The following is a 19,583-nucleotide window of genomic DNA, read 5'->3' on the forward strand; positions in this document are numbered from 1 at the left end:
CCGCTTTCGGCTTACAATCGGCCAAAAGCGGGAGTTATTTTTTATTGAAAAATATTATTGTTTCTCATACACGGCCAACAAGTTGCGGCCATCTTTGGAGGCTTCCGACTGCGCCAAAAAGAATTTGAACACAAAAGCAGGTACAAGTTTTAACACACTGGCTTGCAATGGTTTACTTTTCTCCAAATGTTTTATATAAGCATTACGGAAACCCGAACGATATTGCGGCAATAGCACTTCTGTTTGTACAGATAACGTTTTTAGGCCAAAATGTGGCGCAATGGCGGCCAACGCCTTTTTGTCCCAAAGTCCCATGTGATGCGGCGGCAAATTCAGGGCGTGCAGGCGGTCGTAACGATACAAATACGGGTTGCTGTTAGGCACGGCGATAATCAATTTTCCGTTGGGTTTGAGGGCCGACACCGCCGCCGACATAAACGAATGTATATCGTCGATGTGCTCTAACACCTGAAAAAAGCAAACCACATCGTAAGTGTTTGGGTGCAGTTTGGCATAGTCTTGTATGCTTTGTTGGTAAACGGTCAGGCCTTTTTCTTTTGCCCACTTGATGGCATCGTCGCTAAAATCAAGGCCAACGGCATTCGTTACGCCTTTTTTGCGCAAACGCTCCTGAAAATTTCCGTTTCCACAACCCACTTCCAACACCGAATCGGTTGGCTTGATATGCTCAAGGGCTTGCGTATGTTCCCATTTTTCTACCATATAATAGCCGTGTTGCTTTTGCAATTGGTCGTACAATGACGAACGCCCAATCACAGAATATGGATAAAAAAAACGGTAGCCCGTAGCCGTGCATTTATACAAATTTACTTGTGTGAGTCCTGCAAAATATTCGGCAACATCAATGTTATCTTTGCGATAGGCCGCTATGATTTCGGCTGCTGTAAAGTTTTCGTCTAATTCTACTTCTGCCTTTTGCGTAACAGGCGACAAAGGTTTGCTCATTTCTTATATACTTGATAAAATCAATTCAAAATTTGGCTTAAAAACTTCAAAGATAGGGATAAATGCAAGTTAGCGCAACCAACCTTTTCTTTTAAACCAAACAAAAAGTCCTACACCTGTAGCCAACATTCCTAACAAAGCAATTGGGTAACCCCATTTGTGTTGCAGTTCGGGCATATAACTGAAATTCATGCCATAAACCCCCGCAATAAACGTAATGGGCATAAAAAATACCGAAAACAAGGTTAGCACGCGCATTACCTCGTTGGTGCGATGCGACTCCAAAGCCAAATGCAAGTTCATCAGTGAGTTAGCCATTTCTAATACCTGTTCCGTCCGAAACGAGAGCTTTTCTACCAGATGCACGGGTTCGTGCCGCTTGTCTTGGGGCGTAAGGTCGGGCAATTGCAAGGCGATTTCGTGCGTAAACGAAAGCAAACGCTTTATCAGATTCATGCGCCTTTTGATATAAAAAAGTCGCTGAATCATCAGGGAACTGGGCTTTTTGAGAATAATCATTTCCTCATAGTCTTCCAGTTGGTCTGAAGCCTGCTCAATGGGCAGTTCATAGCTCTGCACACAAAAATTAACGATGGCTTCTATCGTTTGGGCTACGGAGATATTCGCATTTTGGGCTGTTCGCTGAAAAAATTCATCCAACAGTTGTTGCGGCTTTCGGTGAATCGTAATCAAAAAATTTTCTCCATAAAAAATGGCGATTTTCTGCGTCATTTCCCGAATGGTATCAGCTTCGGCCTCCGCATCGGGCATATATTGGCGCAACATCACGTACGTTCCGCCACCTTCCATAACCTGAAAGCGCGGCAAATGCTCAGGATCCAAACACGCATTCACGTAATGACTCGGCAGGGCGTAAGTCTGTGCCAATTCCTCTAACTCTTGGGATGTAGGCAAGACAATATCCAACCACCGAAAAGCACCCGTTTTTATTGTATTTATCATGGATTAACCCAAATAAACGCCAACGCTTTCCGCCTCACTCAATTGCACAGAAATATGCTCCTGAATGGTGGTGGCCAGCGCATAGCCCACAAAGTCGGCACGAATCGGAAAAGTACGATGGCTGCGTTCTACCAACACGGCTACTTGCAATTTTTTGCAGCCTTTGGCCAAAAATGGTGCAAGGGCATAAGTAAGAGTTCGGCCACTGTTTAGTACGTCATCTACCAACACAACTGCTTGATTTTCAAAAGAAATACTAGAATTATCTAACAATACATTCGGTTGTGTGGCGGCTGTTTTGTCTAATTTTACTTGCAAAAGTTCCACCGTGAATGGTGCAATGGCACGCAATTGCTCCACTAACATTTGCGCCAAGCGGTAGCCTTCATCAAAAATTCCAGCAACAATAACATTGCTTTCTTCTAAGTTTTGTTCACAAATTTCGTAGGCCATACGCGTTACTTTCTGGGCGGTTTGGCGCGGGTTAAGCAATTGATTGGCAGCAGACATATTTTATATTATTTCAGGATAAAACAAAAACAAATTATTGATCTAACCACTGTTTGAAAAGCGGAGCTCTATCATTGCTAATGATCAGCTCGCGCGGTTCGGGTGGTTGCAAATGTACTTTGATGCGGCTGTTGCTGTAAGGCATAATGCTGCTAATACTATTTATTTTGACAATAAATTGCCGATTGGCTTTGAAAAAAAGGGCGGGGTCGAGCATCTCGCCGAGTTGGTCTAAGGTATAATCTACAGGAATTTTTTGCTTGTCCGTACAAACCATAAAAATCAGTTTGTCTTCGGCAAAAAAATACGCGATTTCTTCCACTGGCACAGACCAAATACGCTGGCCAAGTTTGACCAAAAACCTTGATTTATAAGCCTTTGTTGGGATTTGTTGTTGCCGAATAGCCTCCAACAACGTATTGACATCAAAACCCAAAGAAGGCGTATTTTTTTGTTGATACAGTTGCTCGTACTTATACAAACTGCGGGCGATGTCGTCGGCTTTGATGGGTTTTAGCAAATAATCTACGCTATTCACCTCAAAGGCTTTTACCGCAAATTCGTTGTAGGCCGTCGTAAAAATAATCGGTACGTCGATTTTGACTTTTTTGAAAAGCTCAAAACTCAAACCGTCCGAAAGGTGTATATCCAAAAAAATAAGGTCGGGGGCTGGGTTATTTTCCAACCACCGAACCGTACTTTTGATAGAATCCAGTTTATCCAATACCACAATGTTAGCATCGTGTCGCAAAATAAGCCATTCGAGTTTTTCGGCGGCTATTTCTTCGTCCTCTACGATAAGCACTTTTAGCATAGTGTATTGATTTTCAATTTATTAATTAACTCACTTGCGTTTGCCAATATTCATTAAAAACGGCAGCAATGGAACTATAACTATTCTGTAAAGCCACATTTACTTCGCCTTCATTCATCCAACGCAACTCCTCGATATCCTCTTCCGTTTGGGGCGAAATGTGCGAATCATCGGTGCATTCCATCAGATACCACGTTGTTTTTTTCAAAATACGGCGGCCTTCCGACACGTAAGTATGCCACGTAGTACAAACTTTCGATTCGGGAAAAACCTTAATTCCGCATTCCTCCTCCACTTCGCGCACCGCGCCTTCGAGTTTGGTCTCGTCTTTTTCGAGTTTGCCTTTAGGCAAATCCCATTTTTTGAGGCGATAAATCATCAAAAATCGGTCGCCTTTCATCACCAAACCGCCAGCCGCTTCAATGATTTTGAATTGTTTTTTGATAAAACGCTTCACCTCCTTGTACTCTTCGGCGATAAAGGTAATAGACTTTAATTTTTTGAGTTTTTTTACTTCCATCAAAGCCAACAACGAATCCATGTACGCGGGCGTTCCGTCCGTAATCAGCACATGACCAATGAGTTTGATACTTTTTAGCGGAATTTGACTGTTCACGACCATATCAAAATCCTCGTAGCTCAAAGGCATGTCTTCGTGCCTTACAATATTGATAAGCCTATCGTTGATAAACAACTTCATAAAATCAGGGGCTTGTAATTCCTAAATTAAAACTGTGCCAAATTAGTAAAAAAAGTTGGCTTCTAAATATTGCGGGCGGTTTAATGCTGCATCTTGGTTAACATGCGTTGTATGTGATTGCGGGCATTGAACATATTTTCGTAAACAGCCACGATTTTATGCTCACTATCAAGCAGATACGTAATGCGGCGCGTGAGTTTAATAATCGGCACAAGGGCTTTGTAGGCTTCGGCTACTTTGCCATCGGTGTCGGCCAATAACTCAAATGGCAATTGATGTGCTTTGCGAAAACGTGCGTGTGTAGCCACATCGTCGCGGCTGATGCCATAAACGGCCACGTCCAAACCTCTTAATTCGGCAAAATTGTCCCGAAATTCGCAGGCTTCCGCACTACAAACACGCGAAAAATCTTTGGGATAAAAATATAAAATACAAGGCTTTCCTTTGATGGCCGAAAGGCTAAAAATTTGCCCGTCAGAAGTAGGTAAACTAAAATCTGGAGCTTGCTCGTTGATAGATAAAGGCATTAGTAATTTGAATTAAACAAAAACATCAATTATCAGACAGTCAAACACTTACTGTTTTTTTATAAAAAAAAAATTTTACAAAACTACAAATATTCTATCAAAAAGCCACGCACAAATTTTGCATTGTTCTACTGTATTTTAAATAAAATAAAAACAAATATTTCTCGTTCATCAAATAAAATGAACTGTCAATTTTTGTCATTTTTAAATTAAATTTCCAAAAAAAAGTATATTTTTTTGTTTGAGAAATAAACATGACTATTTTTACAGCGCAGTTTTAAATTTATAACTCCTTATCTTAAATTCCAATGAAAAAATTAGCTAAAATCAGAGAAGAACTCGAGCAATTGATTCTTAAAGCAGAAACAACAGAACAAATGAAAGCATTGTTCCGTTTGACAAAAGAAATCGACAACGTGTTGGCTCTTTATCCTGCTGAAGAAGAAACAGAAGTTAAATCTCGCCGTGGCCGTAAGCCAAAAGCTGAGTAGTTTTTTACAAAAAAACAATTACAGAACGCTATGTATTATGAATAATACATAGCGTTTTTTTATGAACAATTATTTATTTTCGTATTTTATTTTTGATATTATTTATTTTGCTTTTGAGCTTTATTATTTTTTACTTACATAAAGTCTTTACTATTTTAAAATCACTTCCCAAAGCAATCTAATCAACTATCAATCAGTACAGTATAATTTCGTTCAGCTATGATAAATTTTATTCTAATCGGCTTATGTATAGCCATTGGTGCACTCTTCCGCCAGTCAGGAACATTGCCCAAAGACGCACACAAAGGCATTAATGCATGGATTATTTATGTGGCATTACCCGCAGTTTCTTTCAAATATTTGCCTTATATCCAGTGGAGTACCGAACTTGTTTTGCCAGTAATTTCACCCATAATTATTTGGGCTGGTGCATGGCTCTGGATCGAGCTTTATAGCCGCCGACAAACACTCGACAATGCTACCATTGGCGGGCTAAAACTTACCACAGGATTGAGCAATACATCCTTTGTTGGATTTCCGCTTATTATGGCATATTTTAGCGAGAAAGAACTCGGAATTGCGATTATTTGCGACCAAATGACCTTCTTTTTATTCTCTACAGTTGGGCTAATGACGGCTGTAAATTCCTCCGACAATCATACTTTTTCTTGGGGAATAATTACCCGAAAATTACTGCGTTTTCCGCCATTTTTGGGTTGTATTGCGGCCTTAATTTTACCTTTATGGATAGATATTTCACTAGCTGCACCGCTGTTCGACAAACTGGCGGCAACCGTCGCGCCATTGGCTTTATTTTCGATCGGATTACAACTAAAACTCAAAGGCTGGCAATTGCAAATCAAACATATTTCCGTAGCACTATGTTACAAATTATTGATAGCACCATTGCTTGTATTTGGGATTGTATTGGCCTTCGGTTTGCACGGACGCATCGTACAAATTAGCGTGTTTGAAGCCGCCATGCCTACCCTGCTTTCGGCCAGCATTATGGCCGCCGACTACGAACTAAATCCTGATTTGGTCAATCTCATTATTGGCATTAGTATTTTGGCCAGTTTGCTCACTACGGGCGGTTGGTGGTTTGTACTGCAAATGATTCAATAACAGTAAAATTCAATCTATTTCAACAAAAAACGGCTACCATCTTCAAGAAAGAGGCAGCCGTTCGCACTTATGTGTGTAGTTAGGGTTATTTGGGTGTAATCGTAATAATGGTGGTACGTGTACTAGAAGCACCGCCACAAGCCGAAAGCGGCAAAAGAAGCGTAGCAGCACAATTAAATACATTTACTTTGTTCTCAGGAATGGTTTTGTTGCTGCTATCTTGGTACGAATCCCACTTCAGATTCGAGAATGTAGCCACCAATTGCAAGCCAATACTTCTTTCGGAATCTGTCCAGTACAATGCGCCCTCAAACGTGCCGCCATCTCCTTTATATTTTTTCTTGTCGCGGCGCAACCACTCGTTCATGAGGCTGAAACGCAAAAGCAATTTACCATCTTCTTTACCCGACGGATTAAGCAGCAAATGCGCCCCCACGCCACGTTGATTCCATGTTTTAGCCCCTTCAAACGAGGAAACATAAGGCGAAGGCATTTCCAAATCTGGAATCGTAATGTAATTGTATTGGCCGCCGACCATAATGCCCAAACGTTTCCCTAAATATCCGCCAAAAGCAAGCTTTGTATTAAAAACATTGCCTATTTTGTCGCTCTTCTTTACAGGCAAACCAAAATTCATATCCCAAAAAGCATGTCCACCAGCTGCCATTAAATTGAATGTAGCAACGTTATATTTGCGTTTTTGTTCGTAAGCACCTCCGCCTGTGGTAGAATTATAACCAGCCGCTCCTACTGTGGCCGAACCAAACGTATAACCCAAGCCGCCTGCCACGCCTTTCCATTGTCCGAATGCTTGTTGCCAACCGCCAACCGCCAACAACAAGGCCAACATGAGTACATTTTTTTTCATAAACTATCTTATATAATGTTTGCTTAAAAATTATTGGCCAAATTAGTTTTTGCTTTGGTTTTGAAAAAATATTTTACCAAAAACTATTTGATTATTCCAAAAAATCAGACAATTGTAGTATGAAAATGCCGAATGATATGACATCGCTTTTCGGATACTAAAAATGTTTACCTTTGTGGCCTTTATTTTTGATTTTGAATAAAAACTTATGAGCATGACCCAAACGACAGAAGAAGACTTCAATGAATTTTCGGACGAAGAAAATGGCCTTTTTGAACATTACAGAATAGAAGTGGACAAAGGGCAGTCGCTCATGCGTATAGATAAGTTCTTGATAGACAGAATACCCAATGCTTCGCGCAACAAAATCCAACTGGCCATCGACAATGGTTTTGTGTTGGTGAATACCCAAAAAATCAAAGCCAGTTATAAAGTAAAACCGCGCGATATTATCAGCATTTCGCTACCACAGCCGCCGCGAGATACTACCATTTTGCCCGAAAATATTCCGCTTAACATTGTGTTTGAAGACGATGATTTACTTATCGTGAACAAACCTGCGGGCATGGTCGTGCACCCAGCCCACGCCAATTATACGGGTACGTTGGTCAATGCCTTAGTGTATCATTTTCAGCAACTGCCGACCAGCCAAAACGGCGAAGGCCGTCCGGGTTTGGTGCATCGCATCGATAAAGACACGTCGGGGCTGCTTGTGATTGCTAAATCGGAGCTGGCGATGGTGCATTTGGCCAAGCAATTTTATGACCACAGCATTGAGCGCACCTACATCGCCCTGATTTGGGGCGAACCCGAACAAGACGCAGGCACTATCAACGTGCATTTGGGGCGCAGCTTCAAAGACCGCCGCGTCGTAGATGCTTTTCCTGATGGAAGTATTGGCCGCCACGCCATTACGCATTATCAGGTACTCAAGCGTTTGCGTTATGTTTCGGTGGTTAAATGCAACTTGGAAACGGGACGTACACATCAGATTCGCGCCCACTTCAAATACATTGGGCATCCGCTTTTTGGCGACACGACGTATGGCGGTGACCGCGTGTTAAAAGGCACACAATTCTCTAAGTATAAGACTTTTGTAGAAAATTGTTTTCAGATGTTGCCGCGCCAAGCCCTGCACGCCAAGTCGTTGGGGTTTGTGCATCCGCGCACGGGCGAGTTCATGCAATTTGATTCGGAGTTGCCGCAAGACCTGAGTGCTGTCATTCAGAAATGGGAACATTACATCGACTACAACGACTAATGGAGGCGGCAGATATTCGATTTATGCAAATGGCCATGCAGCAGGCACGCGAGGCCGAGACCTTGGGCGAAATCCCGATTGGGGCGGTAATCGTGTGCCAAAGTCTGGTGATTGCCAAAGCCCACAACCAAACCGAAATGCTCCACGACGTAACGGCGCACGCCGAAATGTTGGCCCTCACGGCAGCCGCTAATTTTTTGGGTTCTAAATACCTGAAAGATTGCGATTTGTACGTTACCGTAGAGCCTTGCCCGATGTGTGCGGGGGCATTGTATTGGGCGCAATTGCGGAAAGTGGTCTATGCTGCTCCAGACCACAAACGCGGCTTTTCGGTGCTAAATAAAGCCTTGATGCATCCCAAAACCCAAGTAATTGGGGGCGTAATGGAGCAAGAAGCGAAAATGCTAATGACTGATTTTTTTAGAAAAAAGCGAAAAAACTAAATGAATATAGTACAATATTCGATTGTAATATTTTCAAAAAAAGTCTTAAAAGGTAATTAAAACTTACCACAATATTTAGTAATTGATAGGTTCATTGCTTATATTTGCTAATGCTTCAGTTTTTAAAATTTTCAAAAACTCAAAATTAATAATACTTATAATCGCACATAACCAATTTTTTTTATAGTATTTACCTATTTACTTTAGATTTTTAGAATATAACCCGCTTCAAACACTTTCTTTCCTTTATTACTTTTATTCAAAATGATGTACAACAAAATTTAAAAATCAGGAAATGGCAGATTTTAATGGGAAATTGACACGTATAGGCGTTTTTTACGATGGAAATTATTTTTCGCACGTAAGTAACTATTACAATTATGAACACAGCCGTAAATCAAGACTTAGCATATCAGGGATTCATGAATTTGTAAGAAATCAAGTATCAAAAAAAGAAGGTGTAGAATTTGATTTGTGTAAAGTAGTAGACGCGCATTATTTTAGAGGCCGCCTCACATCTTACGAAGCCGAAGAGCAGAATAAATTATTAGCAGAAAGAATTTTTGATGATATTTTGATGAATGAGGGCGTTGTAACACACTATTTGCCCCTTAGATCCAGAGACGGAAAGCGAGAAGAAAAAGGAATTGATGTTTGGTTGGCTTTAGAAGTATTTGAATTAGCAATTTACAAAAACTTTAATGTAGTAGTGCTCATTGCTTCGGACGGAGATTATGTGCCGTTGGCTCGCAAACTCAATACGCTGGGTATCAGGGTAATGGTACTTGGTTGGGACTTTGAATATACAGACAGCCGCACAGGCCGCCCGAAAAAAACAACTACATCTTTGGAACTTTTGCAGGAAGTGAGCTACCCGATAGCCATGCAAGAAATCATTGATACGAAGCTCAACAAATACGACCCAATCGTAGATAAACTTTTTGTACAAAAGGAACAATTCCAGCCTCGCCATAACACACCTTACGGCAACCCGCCTTCTGCGGAGCGTCCAGAATTTATACCGCCTTTTGAGCCTGCCATTCATACCGATGCAGGTACGGTAATTAGCACCATCAACAACCTTAAAAATGGCTTTGGTTTTATCAATTACGAACCAAAAAATTTATTCTTTCACTGGAGTAAAGTAATCAATGGCGATTTTGCGGACTTGCGCGAAGGCCAAAAAGTAGAATTTACGATTGTAATGGGAGACAAAGGTGATGAGATCGCGACAGACGTAAGCCCGATTTACGAATAAAAACAATATTGTATTACAAAACGGCGCGGCCATGTTTTTATATAAAAACATGGCCGCGCCTGCATTCTACCTGTTTGTAATAATCCAATTTTAAAATCTATACGAAAAACGCACTAACACTTCGCGTGGATTGTTGGGCATGGCCGTATGTCCGCCTGCGTTGTAATAGTTGCAAATCAATGGGTTAGACGCATTTAATAAATTATAGCCGCTCAAAACTACCGATAAGTTAGGAATCAAGAAATCCACGTAACGCACCGAAAAATTAAGCAAAGCCGTTGGTTTGTACTCTTTCAATTCACCCAACCCCGACAAGTCAGCTGGTGCATAACCATAGCGTTTGCCCAACCAATTCAAGCTTGGCGCAAGGCTCATTTTTTTCGTAACATTCCAACCCAACACCAAATTAACTTTGTGTTGTGCCGCTCCCAAAATTGCCCCGTCGTGGCCTTCCACCGAATAAATACCGATTTGAGTTTTATTGGCTTTGGTGTAATAGGCATAATTGGCCGTTAGGAATAAACCATCTTTTTTGTAACGATATTCTGCCTCTATGCCTTGGCTGCCTGTTTTGGGCAAGTTTTTATATACTTCCACATCGTCCACGCTCGAATACACAATCACTTTACGTGTTTCTATGTCGTATAAACTCATGGTTATCAAAGAGTTTTCGTCCAATTGATAACCTGCTTCCAATTCAATTACGGTAGATTTTTCGGGTTTGATTCCTGCATTTTCGCTGTAATTGATATTTTCGACACTTGGCGCACGGAATGAGTTGCCATATAATAACTTAAAATGCCATTTGTCATAACGCTTCGTAATGCCCACACGTGGCGCAAAAGCAGCTCCCGCGTGGCTGTGGTGGTCGTAACGTGCACCAACAGTAATATTTGCCCAGCGATATTTAAACAAACTTTGTGCAAAAACAGCAATGTTATTGTACGATAATTTGTCTTTACCGTTATAAAACATATCAGTTACTGAGTCGGTTTTGGCTATGTCTTGAAAGTATTCAGCTCCCGCAATTAGGTTTATTTTTTTCGTAAAATCATAACTCATCGTGCTGTTGAGCTTGTAACGTGCCACGCTGCGTTGATAAACTTCGTATTCGGTACTGTCGTCTGAAGCCACCTTGAGGCTGCTGGCACGTAGTTCCCAAGGTCGTTGAAATTTATAATTCAACTTGGTGGTAAGCTGCAAGTTGGGGCTAATATTGGCCTGATGCTTGGCTTCTACAATCAATGTTTTGTAATTGTTGTCGTAGGCTTGCGGACGTACCTCATCAAAGCCATCACGGATTTGGGTGTTGTATTGCTCCAAAAATGTACTGACAGACAGGTTTTTATAGGTAAAAAGCAGATTGGCAGCCATCGTCTGAAAAGTTTGGTTGTCGCGCAAATCATAACTATTTCCATAAAAATCACGGTATTTGCCTTCTCCTTGTTGCGCACGTCCCAGCCACGCTCCAGCCGCAAAACGTACGTTTTCATTGCCTACACCTGCCGTTACACTGGCCGTTTGGCGCATATAACCTTCTTTGCCCATGCCATTGGCGGCTGTTACTCGAAATCCATTGCGGTCAGCATTTTTGGTAATAATATTAATCACGCCATATTCGGCAAAACCGCCATAAATAGCCGAACCTGGCCCGCGAATCACCTCAATACGACGAATTTGTTCTACGGGAATGCGATTAGCTATCTGAATAGAAGCGTACATATTTTCATTCAATTCCATTCCGTCGAGCATCAGCAAAATTTTCCCTTCGGTCGAAACATTCCCGCGCAAAACAATAGAATACGCGCCTTGCACGTCTGTTCCAAACTCCAAACCTGGTACCAGACGCAGCACGTCCACCAAATCGCGTGCGCCCGAAATCTGAATTTCATCATTACTAATGACACTCACAATACTGGGCGATTTGCGCAAAGGCAACGGACGTTTGGAAGCGGCTTGCACCGACTCGTTTACATCTTTTTCCAGCTCACTAGAAATCCCCGAAGATTTAAGATTGAGTAGTTGTTGTAGCGAAACAGAATCCGCAGAAATAAGACTGTCTTTACTCGTTTGTGCCATGAGTATTTGGCTGTAAGCAAAGAAATGTATAAGAAGTAAAAATTTTCTTTTCATAAAAAACAAATGATAGTCAATTGTTTAGGAAGGATTGACTATCATTTTTAGATAATATTAAACAATGTGTTCTATACTTTTATATTACGACGGCAAAAGCGGTTAGCTCCGAAGATACGCGCAAGCCATGCTGTGTAATGGCCGATTTATTTAGCTCAAATTTTGTTTTAAAGTCGTCGTCGTCGTCAATAAAAAAGTTGATGTGCGAACCTTTTTTGGCCAAGCCCATTTTTTCGGATACTAATAATATAGGCTTTTGATCAATAATACCTTTAAGCTCAGCAATTTTACTACTCTCCCCCGACGGCACAAATACAATATGACAATCTAAGGCTTCATAATTACTTTTTAAAGCGATCACTTTGACAGATTGTCCCTTAGAGGTTTTTCTATTTACGACAGCTTTTTTAAATTCGGAGATAGCAGCAGGCGAATTACCCACCACGCCAATCACAAATTCTTCGCGGCTGGCCTCATTGGCTGGCCATTGTATATATTGAGCAAAATTATAGATAAATAACGATGCTATTTTGTAATCCACCTTTTGCGCTTGCGCCTTACCCGAAGCAAGCAAAATAATCACCAATAATAAAGTCGAAATAAGTGGTATTTTTTTCATTATGATATAGTTGAAATTTACTAATGTGTATGATAATACAACTCTAAAAAACAAAAATCGTTAGTGTTTATGCCCAAAACAAACAAAAAGCAACTTTTTTTATTCGATAAAAACAATAAAAACTACATAATAGCACAAAGATAAACGAATCTATTCTTAAAAAATAATTTTTAACTACAAAACATACATATAAAAGTAAATATCCCAAAAAAGAATCTCTTCCCTTATTCCCTACGCATAATTTAGCTCAATTTTATTGTTTTAAGAAAAGAAACCGCGACCTTTGAATCAGTAAGAATCTACTAACATACACCCAATTTAATCCATGATTACAACACAAACTCCCAACGCAGAAGCCATACAAGCTCTTTGCGATGAATTGGAGAAAAAACGAAAAAAAACACAGCTTGGCGGCGGCCTCAAAAAAATTGAAGCCCATAAAGCCAAAGGAAAACTCACGGCTCGCGAACGCATAGAATATTTACTTGATGAAGGAACGCCACGCGTAGAAATTGGTACGTTTGTGGCCGAAGGAATGTACCAAGAAGAAGGCGGCTGCCCGTCGGGTGGCGTAGTAGTGATGATTGGCTATGTACGTGATAGACAATGTATTGTAGTGGCCAACGACGCTACTGTAAAAGCGGGGGCTTGGTTTCCTATTACGGCCAAAAAGAACCTAAGAGCACAGGAAATCGCCATGGAAAACCGCCTACCAATCATTTATTTGGTGGATAGCGCAGGCGTTTATTTGCCGATGCAGGCCGAAGTTTTCCCCGATAAAGAACATTTTGGGCGTATTTTCCGCAACAATGCCATGATGTCTTCGCAAGGCATCATTCAGATAGCCGCGATTATGGGTAGCTGTGTGGCGGGTGGCGCGTATTTGCCCATCATGTCCGACGAAGCTCTGATTGTGGAAGGCACTGGCTCGGTATTTTTGGCGGGTTCGTATTTGGTCAAATCGGCCATTGGCGAAGACGTGGACAACGAAACGCTTGGCGGCGCAAGTACGCATTGCGAAATTTCGGGCGTAACCGACAACAAATATCCCAACGATGAGGCTTGTTTGGATGCGATTAAAAATCTCATGGACAAAATCGGTGCGCCAGACCGCGCAGGTTTTGACCGCGCCGCGCCACAATTGCCCAAAGAAAATCCCGAAGAAATTTTTGATATTCTACCCGCCGACCGCACCAAGCCTTACGACATGGGCGAAGTAATCAAACGTTTGGTAGATAATTCGGAATTTGAGGAATACAAAGCACTTTACGGTAAGTCTATTCTGTGCGGTTATGCGCGTATAGATGGCTGGGCTGTGGGTATTGTGGCCAATCAGCGCAAAATCGTCAAGTCCAAAAAAGGCGAAATGCAAATGGGCGGCGTGATTTATTCGGACGCAGCCGACAAAGCCGCGCGTTTTATTATGAACTGTAACCAAAAGAAAATTCCGTTGGTGTTCCTACAAGACGTAACGGGTTTTATGGTGGGCAGCCGTTCAGAACACGGAGGCATTATCAAAGACGGTGCGAAAATGGTAAACGCCATGGCCAATTCTGTTGTACCGAAGTTTACAATTATCATCGGAAACTCCTATGGAGCAGGTAATTACGCCATGTGTGGCAAAGCCTACGACCCGCGTCTTATTTTCTCGTGGCCAACCTCACAACTGGCCGTAATGAGTGGCGCGGCAGCGGCCAAAACCCTTTTGCAAATACAAGTAGCTACGCTCAAAGCCAAAGGCGAAACCATTACGCCCGAAGCAGAACAAAAGCTACTGGCCGACGTAACGCAAACTTACAACGAACAACTTTCGCCTTACTACGCGGCTTCGCGCCTGTGGGTGGACGATGTGATTAACCCGTTAGAAACCCGAAACGCTATTTCCTTGGGCATCGGGGCAGCCAATAACGCGCCTATCGAACGTCGCTATAACGTGGGTGTAATCCAAACATAGTTTTTTCTTTTTCATCAATACAAGCAGGCTTAAGCAATGAGGCCTGCTTTTTTTATATTTGCTTGATACAACTAAACACGCCCCATGAAAGAATCTTTTAAAAAAGAAATAGCCTTTGAAAGAGTCCTGTTTTTTAGTGATGCCATCGTGGCCATTGCCATTACGCTGCTGGCTCTGAACCTCAAATTAGAAATTCCGTCGGGGCAACATCTGAGTTTTGCGGATTTGCTGCGGCCTTGGAAAACGATTTTGGCTTTTGTGCTGTCGTTTATCAACATCGCGAATTTCTGGAAAACGCACCACGATTTTTTTATTTACATCAATCGCCTCGACCGCGTGTTGGTTTTGCTCAATATTGCGTGGCTGTTTCTGATAGTGGTGTTGCCGTTTAGTACGACGGTGGTCAGTTCGTATTTTGGCGACAGCCCCGCCATTTTTTTGTACAGCCTTAATGTACTACTAATCACCATTTTACAAAATCTCATTTGGGATTATGCCGCGCTGCGCAAGAATTTTCTTAGCCCCGACATTGCACCCGAACAGCAACGCCGCTACGCGCTTATGTGCAATCTGGACATGGCCAACGGCGCGATTGCAGTCGTTTTGTCGTTCTTCCACCCTACTCTTGCGTTTGTGTTGCTGTTCACCAAAGTGCCACTTTTTTTGATTGGTGCGCTGTATATTCTCCAAGAGCGGCGCAAAGAAATCTACCGCGATGGCAGACCCAGAAGCCGACCACCGTTTTAATTTTTCAGAAAATACAATAGTTTTGTCCGAATAAACCCACTTCTATTTGTTCATTTCTCGATTATAGTTGCTGGGATAAATTGCCTTTTTAGTTTATATTTAAACCCACACAAAATGGAAACCTCTACCAAAACAGATTTGAGTTCGCTCAACGACCAACAGCGCGAAGCCGTAGTAAGTGAAGCAAAAAGACTGTTAGTTTTGGCGGGTGCTGGCTCAGGAAAAACAAAAACACTTTTACAGAAATTAATTTATCTTATCGAAGAAAAAGGCGTAAATCCTGCGCATATCTTAGCGATTACTTTTACTAAAAATGCTGCCAATGAAATGATAGACCGTCTTATTATTTCGGCAGACACAACAGGAGAATATGAGCAAAAACTTTTTGATAAAAAGCTAAGCCAAACAGAAAAAAATAGAGAAAGATATTTTCAGCAAAAGAAATACAAATGGATTGATAATCTTACAATCCGAACGTTTCACAGCTTTTGTTATACGGTATTGCGGAGCTATGGCGTAAATGAATTTGACAACAAATTCAAGGTTTTGGGCGCAGAACAGCAAGCCGAAGACGAAGAAATTTCTACGCACGTAGCACCCGAAAATACATTTGATATTTTCCATAAATTATTAATTAATCAGTGCGAAGATGTAACGTATTTATTGAAGCTAAAACGCTATATTTTGGATTATGTAGTAGATAAAATTCATCTACGAAAAGAAGAAAATAAATTGCCTGTTAAAGACGGTAAATTTTTTACGACACTGGACGGCACAAAAGTACGTTCTAAGTCAGAACAATATATTGCCGATTGGCTTTACAGACACAGCATCAAATACGAATACGAGCCAGAATTAAACGTCAAAGATTTTTATTTCCGACCCGATTTTTATATTCCTGATGCCAATATTTATTTGGAACACATCAGCGACAAAAGTTTTTCGATGAAAAATAAAGAAGAGCAATTCAACAAAGGGAATTTGCTCTTGGTGAAAACGTATGAAAGCATGACGAAAGACTCGGCCTTGTTCAATCATACGCTCGAAAAAATCATAAAAAACAGGTTACCAGCCAATTATCACCGAAAAGTTTCGCTTTCGTTCCGCGAAGAGTTCAACAGTTATCATGACGATGTGAAAGACTTTGTGTTGCAAACCATGCGCATCACGGACATGATAAAAGTGGATAATTTAAGCTTTGAAGGCATTTTGCAAAAAGCACAAGCAGACCCACACGAACGAGTACGCAATTTTTATGAATTAGCCATTCCGATAGCCTTGCAATACAATAATTATTGCGTGGACAAATCGTATTTAGATTTTAATGACCTGATTGGCCGTTCTACGTCTTTATTTAAAAATCACGCGGATATTGCGCAAGTATATAAGCAGCGATACCAATATATTTTGGTAGATGAATTTCAGGACGTAAATAACATACAAGTAGAATTAATCAAGCTACTTTTAACCGAAAATACGCAGCTTTTTTGTGTGGGCGACGACTGGCAAAGTATTTATGGATTTCGAGGTTCTAACGTGAGTTATATTCTCGAATTTGAGAAACATTTTACTAATTCTCAATTAATAAAATTAAACTTAAATTACAGAAGCACTCAAAACATCGTTGGGGCGAGTAATGAAGTAATAAAGCACAATAAATTTAAAGTAAATAAAGATATTATTGCTTCCAAAAAATCCGAACATAAAATCGTGATTTATGCAGGAAATAACGAAGAAGATAATATTCATTTTTGCGCCAAAAAAGTAAAAGAATTGCTGGCTGACGGTTATTTGCACGACGATATTTTATTTCTGTACAGAAGAAGTAAAATGTTTACGCCTTATTTGAATTATTTCAAGCAACAAGGCATCAAAGTTTCGGGTAAAACGATTCATGGGGCGAAGGGTTTGGAGGCAAAAATCGTGTTTATTCTTGGCCTGACGGAAGGTTACGGCGGTTTTCCTGATATTTGGCTGGAAGACCGTATTTTTCAGGTGATCAAAAAGGCCAACCACGATTTGTTGATGGAGGAAGAGCGCAGGCTTTTTTATGTAGCCATCACCAGAGCCAAAGACAAACTTTTTTTGATTACGGAAAAAGGCAACGAATCGAGTTTTTTGAAAGAAATCCCCGAAAACTTCACGGTTCGGACCTCGCTACCCGCCAAGTCGGTGGTGGACAAGGTGGTTCTTTGCCAAAAATGTTATAGCCAACTGGAAAAACTCTGGATTGTGTGTCCGTATTGCGGGCAAACGGTCGGGGCTTAATGAACTGAAAACCAAAATCCGCCATGCTTCCCATCATTTCCAAGTGCGATGAATGCCGTAGCGAATTTTTCGCGCAGGTCTCGCCCCTACCACAACTTTGTCCCGAATGTGCCAGTGTGTTGTATGGCTACGCCAATTGCCAACACGTGTTTGAAAATGGCCGTTGTAAACATTGTTATTGGAACGGAAAATCAAGTGCGTATGTCCAAAAACTAAAAAATCAGCAGTCTTAAAAGATAGTTTTTCGACGGCGTGAAAATTTTTTTGAAAAAAATAAGTTGTTAGTGTCCCCATCTGGCGCGTTCAAACGTCTTTAGCACACAAAACCATAAACTTTATTTCAAATGAAAGAATTTGCGTTAATTTTCAGGAACAGTGCTAATCCAGAAGCCAAGCCTTCGGCTCAACAAATGCAACAGCTCATGACCGACTGGATGAACTGGATGGGAAGCGTTGCAGCCCAAAACAAGTTGGCCGACGAAGGCAACCGACTTTCGATGTCTGAAGCCAAAACCGTGCGCCCCGACAACGTGATAACCGATGGCCCTTACACCGAAATCAAAGAATTTATCAACGGCTACATCATCGTCCGAACCGCCGACATAAACGAGGCCGTCCTAATCGCACAACAATGCCCGATTCTGGGAATTGGCGGAAACGTGGAAGTGAGAGCAATCGTAACGCCCAATGACAACAGCTAACAATTTGTTGCCCCATTTGTTCAGAACAGAATACACCAAAATGACGGCGGTACTATGTCGTCATTTTGGTTTGAAACATATTGAAATTGCCGAAGACATCGCCAGCGAAACTTTCCTGAAAGCCTTTGAGTGTTGGCCGACAAGTGGAATCCCCGACAACCCTACCTCGTGGCTGTACCGCGTTGCAAAAAACAAAACACTGGATTATTTGCGCCGAAATACCCTTTTTGAAAAAGAAATTCGTCCGCAATGGCAAGCAGGCCAAACCACGATTAGCCCAGAAATCAATCTCGAATTTTCACCCAAAACCATTGCAGACAGCCAATTAGCAATGATTTTTGCGGTTTGCCAGCCACACAACTCGCCCGAAGCACAGGTTTGTTTGGCCTTGCAAATTCTGTGCGGTTTTAGTGTAGAAGAAATTGCGTCCGCTTTTTTGGCCAAAGCCGAAACCATCAAAAAACGACTTTATCGCGCCCGAAACAATCTCCGAAATCAAGCGTTTGAGTTGGAAACTTTATCGGAAAAAGAGATTCTGGAACGGCTAAATACAGTGTTACAAACCTTGTATCTGTTTTTTAATGAAGGTTATTTTTCGCAAACCAACCAGCAGCAAACACGACAAGACCTTTGTGCGGAAGCTGTGCGGCTCATGCTCATTTTGGTAGAAAATCCGCTCACCAACACGCCCGAAACCAATGCTTTGCTTTCGCTGATGTGCTATCAGAGTAGCCGCTTGGCCGCTCGTACCGACGAGGCGGGGCAGGCCATTTTGTTTGAGCAACAAGACCAAACGCTTTGGGATAAAACCCTGATAGACAAAGGAAATTATTATTTGGTAAAAGCTTTTTCGCAACTTCAGCCGCCGCCCAGCCGCTACCATTTGCAAGCCAGTATTGCGTATTGGCACGCTGCACCGCCCTGCCCTGACAAATGGCCATACATTTTACAGCTTTACGACCAACTCACTCAAATAGAAAGTTCTTCTATTATGGTATTAAGTCGGCTTTTTGCGGTGAGTAAAGTGCATGGCGCAGCACAGGCCATTGCCGAAACGCAGGTGTTGGCGTGGCACGAAAATGTAAATTATGAAGCTTTATTGGGTTATTTGTACGGGCAAACAGATGCGTCCGAAACAGCCATTGCACATTATCAAAAAGCCATAACATTGAGCCAGTCCAGCGGCGAAAAGCAGATGTTTGCCAAGCATATTGCGGCGTTGCGGAAAGGATAGC

At 41.6% G+C, this 19,583-nt stretch carries 20 protein-coding genes; 11 read left to right on the plus strand and 9 right to left on the minus strand.

Annotated features, from left to right (window positions below):
* Window positions 1-54: 54 nt before the first annotated feature.
* The 6 genes from BM090_RS05130 to BM090_RS05155 form a co-directional block, all read right to left on the minus strand.
* Window positions 55-966 carry a class I SAM-dependent methyltransferase gene (locus BM090_RS05130; RefSeq protein ID WP_091508573.1) on the minus strand — a complete coding sequence of 304 codons (912 nt, stop codon included), beginning with the start codon at window positions 964-966 and terminating at the stop codon, window positions 55-57.
* A gap of 69 nt (window positions 967-1,035) precedes the next feature.
* On the minus strand, window positions 1,036-1,929 hold the full coding sequence (locus BM090_RS05135) for a CorA family divalent cation transporter (RefSeq protein ID WP_091508577.1): 894 nt from the start codon (window positions 1,927-1,929) through the stop codon (window positions 1,036-1,038).
* A gap of 3 nt (window positions 1,930-1,932) precedes the next feature.
* On the minus strand, window positions 1,933-2,439 hold the full coding sequence (locus BM090_RS05140) for a phosphoribosyltransferase family protein (RefSeq protein ID WP_091508581.1): 507 nt from the start codon (window positions 2,437-2,439) through the stop codon (window positions 1,933-1,935).
* A gap of 34 nt (window positions 2,440-2,473) precedes the next feature.
* Entirely contained in the window at window positions 2,474-3,253 is a 780-nt protein-coding gene (locus BM090_RS05145; RefSeq protein WP_091508585.1) for a LytR/AlgR family response regulator transcription factor, read from the minus strand.
* Between the two features lie 25 nt (window positions 3,254-3,278).
* Window positions 3,279-3,953 carry an NUDIX hydrolase gene (locus BM090_RS05150; protein ID WP_091508588.1) on the minus strand — a complete coding sequence of 225 codons (675 nt, stop codon included), beginning with the start codon at window positions 3,951-3,953 and terminating at the stop codon, window positions 3,279-3,281.
* An 80-nt stretch (window positions 3,954-4,033) separates the two neighbouring features.
* Complete coding sequence (locus BM090_RS05155) at window positions 4,034-4,480, minus strand: peroxiredoxin (protein WP_091508591.1); 447 nt, start codon at window positions 4,478-4,480, stop codon at window positions 4,034-4,036.
* 308 nt (window positions 4,481-4,788) lie between these two features.
* Here BM090_RS05155 and BM090_RS05160 point away from each other — a divergent pair, with 308 nt between their 5' ends.
* Window positions 4,789-4,971, plus strand: coding sequence for a hypothetical protein (locus tag BM090_RS05160; RefSeq protein ID WP_091508595.1), 183 nt, complete (start codon window positions 4,789-4,791; stop codon window positions 4,969-4,971).
* Between the two features lie 219 nt (window positions 4,972-5,190).
* Entirely contained in the window at window positions 5,191-6,096 is a 906-nt protein-coding gene (locus BM090_RS05165) for an AEC family transporter (protein WP_091508598.1), read from the plus strand.
* Window positions 6,097-6,181: 85 nt separating this feature from the next.
* Here the strand turns inward: BM090_RS05165 and BM090_RS05170 are convergent, their stop codons facing one another.
* Window positions 6,182-6,964, minus strand: coding sequence for a hypothetical protein (locus tag BM090_RS05170; RefSeq protein WP_091508600.1), 783 nt, complete (start codon window positions 6,962-6,964; stop codon window positions 6,182-6,184).
* A gap of 208 nt (window positions 6,965-7,172) precedes the next feature.
* On the opposite strand from BM090_RS05170, the gene BM090_RS05175 reads away from it, so the two are divergent.
* The 3 genes from BM090_RS05175 to BM090_RS05185 all read left to right on the plus strand — a co-directional run bounded on the left by BM090_RS05175 (window position 7,173) and on the right by BM090_RS05185 (window position 9,926).
* The gene (locus BM090_RS05175; protein ID WP_221405341.1) at window positions 7,173-8,225 is read left to right on the plus strand and encodes an RluA family pseudouridine synthase; all 1,053 of its coding nucleotides are present in this window, start codon (window positions 7,173-7,175) and stop codon (window positions 8,223-8,225) included.
* Window positions 8,195-8,668 carry a nucleoside deaminase gene (locus BM090_RS05180; protein ID WP_245756680.1) on the plus strand — a complete coding sequence of 158 codons (474 nt, stop codon included), beginning with the start codon at window positions 8,195-8,197 and terminating at the stop codon, window positions 8,666-8,668. The genes BM090_RS05175 and BM090_RS05180 overlap by 31 nt, the downstream gene beginning before the upstream one ends.
* Before the next feature lie 295 nt (window positions 8,669-8,963).
* Window positions 8,964-9,926, plus strand: a complete 963-nt coding sequence (locus BM090_RS05185) for an NYN domain-containing protein (protein WP_091508609.1) — start codon at window positions 8,964-8,966, stop codon at window positions 9,924-9,926.
* Between the two features lie 90 nt (window positions 9,927-10,016).
* Here BM090_RS05185 and BM090_RS05190 read toward each other — a convergent pair whose 3' ends face one another.
* Together BM090_RS05190 and BM090_RS05195 are read right to left on the minus strand one after the other, a co-directional pair.
* Window positions 10,017-12,059: a TonB-dependent receptor plug domain-containing protein gene (locus BM090_RS05190; protein ID WP_091508612.1), complete on the minus strand. Its 2,043-nt coding sequence runs from the start codon at window positions 12,057-12,059 to the stop codon at window positions 10,017-10,019.
* Between the two features lie 79 nt (window positions 12,060-12,138).
* Entirely contained in the window at window positions 12,139-12,678 is a 540-nt protein-coding gene (locus BM090_RS05195) for a YfiR family protein (protein WP_091508615.1), read from the minus strand.
* Window positions 12,679-13,003: 325 nt separating this feature from the next.
* On the opposite strand from BM090_RS05195, the gene BM090_RS05200 reads away from it, so the two are divergent.
* The 6 genes from BM090_RS05200 (at window position 13,004) to BM090_RS05225 (ending at window position 19,582) form a co-directional block, all read left to right on the plus strand.
* Window positions 13,004-14,632: an acyl-CoA carboxylase subunit beta gene (locus BM090_RS05200; RefSeq protein ID WP_091508619.1), complete on the plus strand. Its 1,629-nt coding sequence runs from the start codon at window positions 13,004-13,006 to the stop codon at window positions 14,630-14,632.
* A gap of 84 nt (window positions 14,633-14,716) precedes the next feature.
* A complete protein-coding gene (locus tag BM090_RS05205; protein WP_091508621.1) occupies window positions 14,717-15,379 on the plus strand; it encodes a TMEM175 family protein in 663 nt (220 codons plus the stop codon).
* A gap of 114 nt (window positions 15,380-15,493) precedes the next feature.
* Window positions 15,494-17,647 carry an ATP-dependent helicase gene (locus BM090_RS05210; protein WP_091508625.1) on the plus strand — a complete coding sequence of 718 codons (2,154 nt, stop codon included), beginning with the start codon at window positions 15,494-15,496 and terminating at the stop codon, window positions 17,645-17,647.
* Window positions 17,648-17,670: 23 nt separating this feature from the next.
* Window positions 17,671-17,880 carry a hypothetical protein gene (locus BM090_RS05215; RefSeq protein ID WP_091508628.1) on the plus strand — a complete coding sequence of 70 codons (210 nt, stop codon included), beginning with the start codon at window positions 17,671-17,673 and terminating at the stop codon, window positions 17,878-17,880.
* A 111-nt stretch (window positions 17,881-17,991) separates the two neighbouring features.
* The gene (locus tag BM090_RS05220; RefSeq protein ID WP_091508632.1) at window positions 17,992-18,348 is read left to right on the plus strand and encodes a YciI family protein; all 357 of its coding nucleotides are present in this window, start codon (window positions 17,992-17,994) and stop codon (window positions 18,346-18,348) included.
* A complete protein-coding gene (locus BM090_RS05225; protein WP_221405342.1) occupies window positions 18,335-19,582 on the plus strand; it encodes an RNA polymerase sigma factor in 1,248 nt (415 codons plus the stop codon). Before BM090_RS05220 ends, BM090_RS05225 begins: the two co-directional genes overlap by 14 nt.
* The last annotated feature ends 1 nt before the right edge of the window (window position 19,583 follow it).

The sequence above is a fragment of the Flexibacter flexilis DSM 6793 genome, from assembly GCF_900112255.1.
In the GTDB taxonomy this organism is placed as follows: domain Bacteria; phylum Bacteroidota; class Bacteroidia; order Cytophagales; family Flexibacteraceae; genus Flexibacter; species Flexibacter flexilis.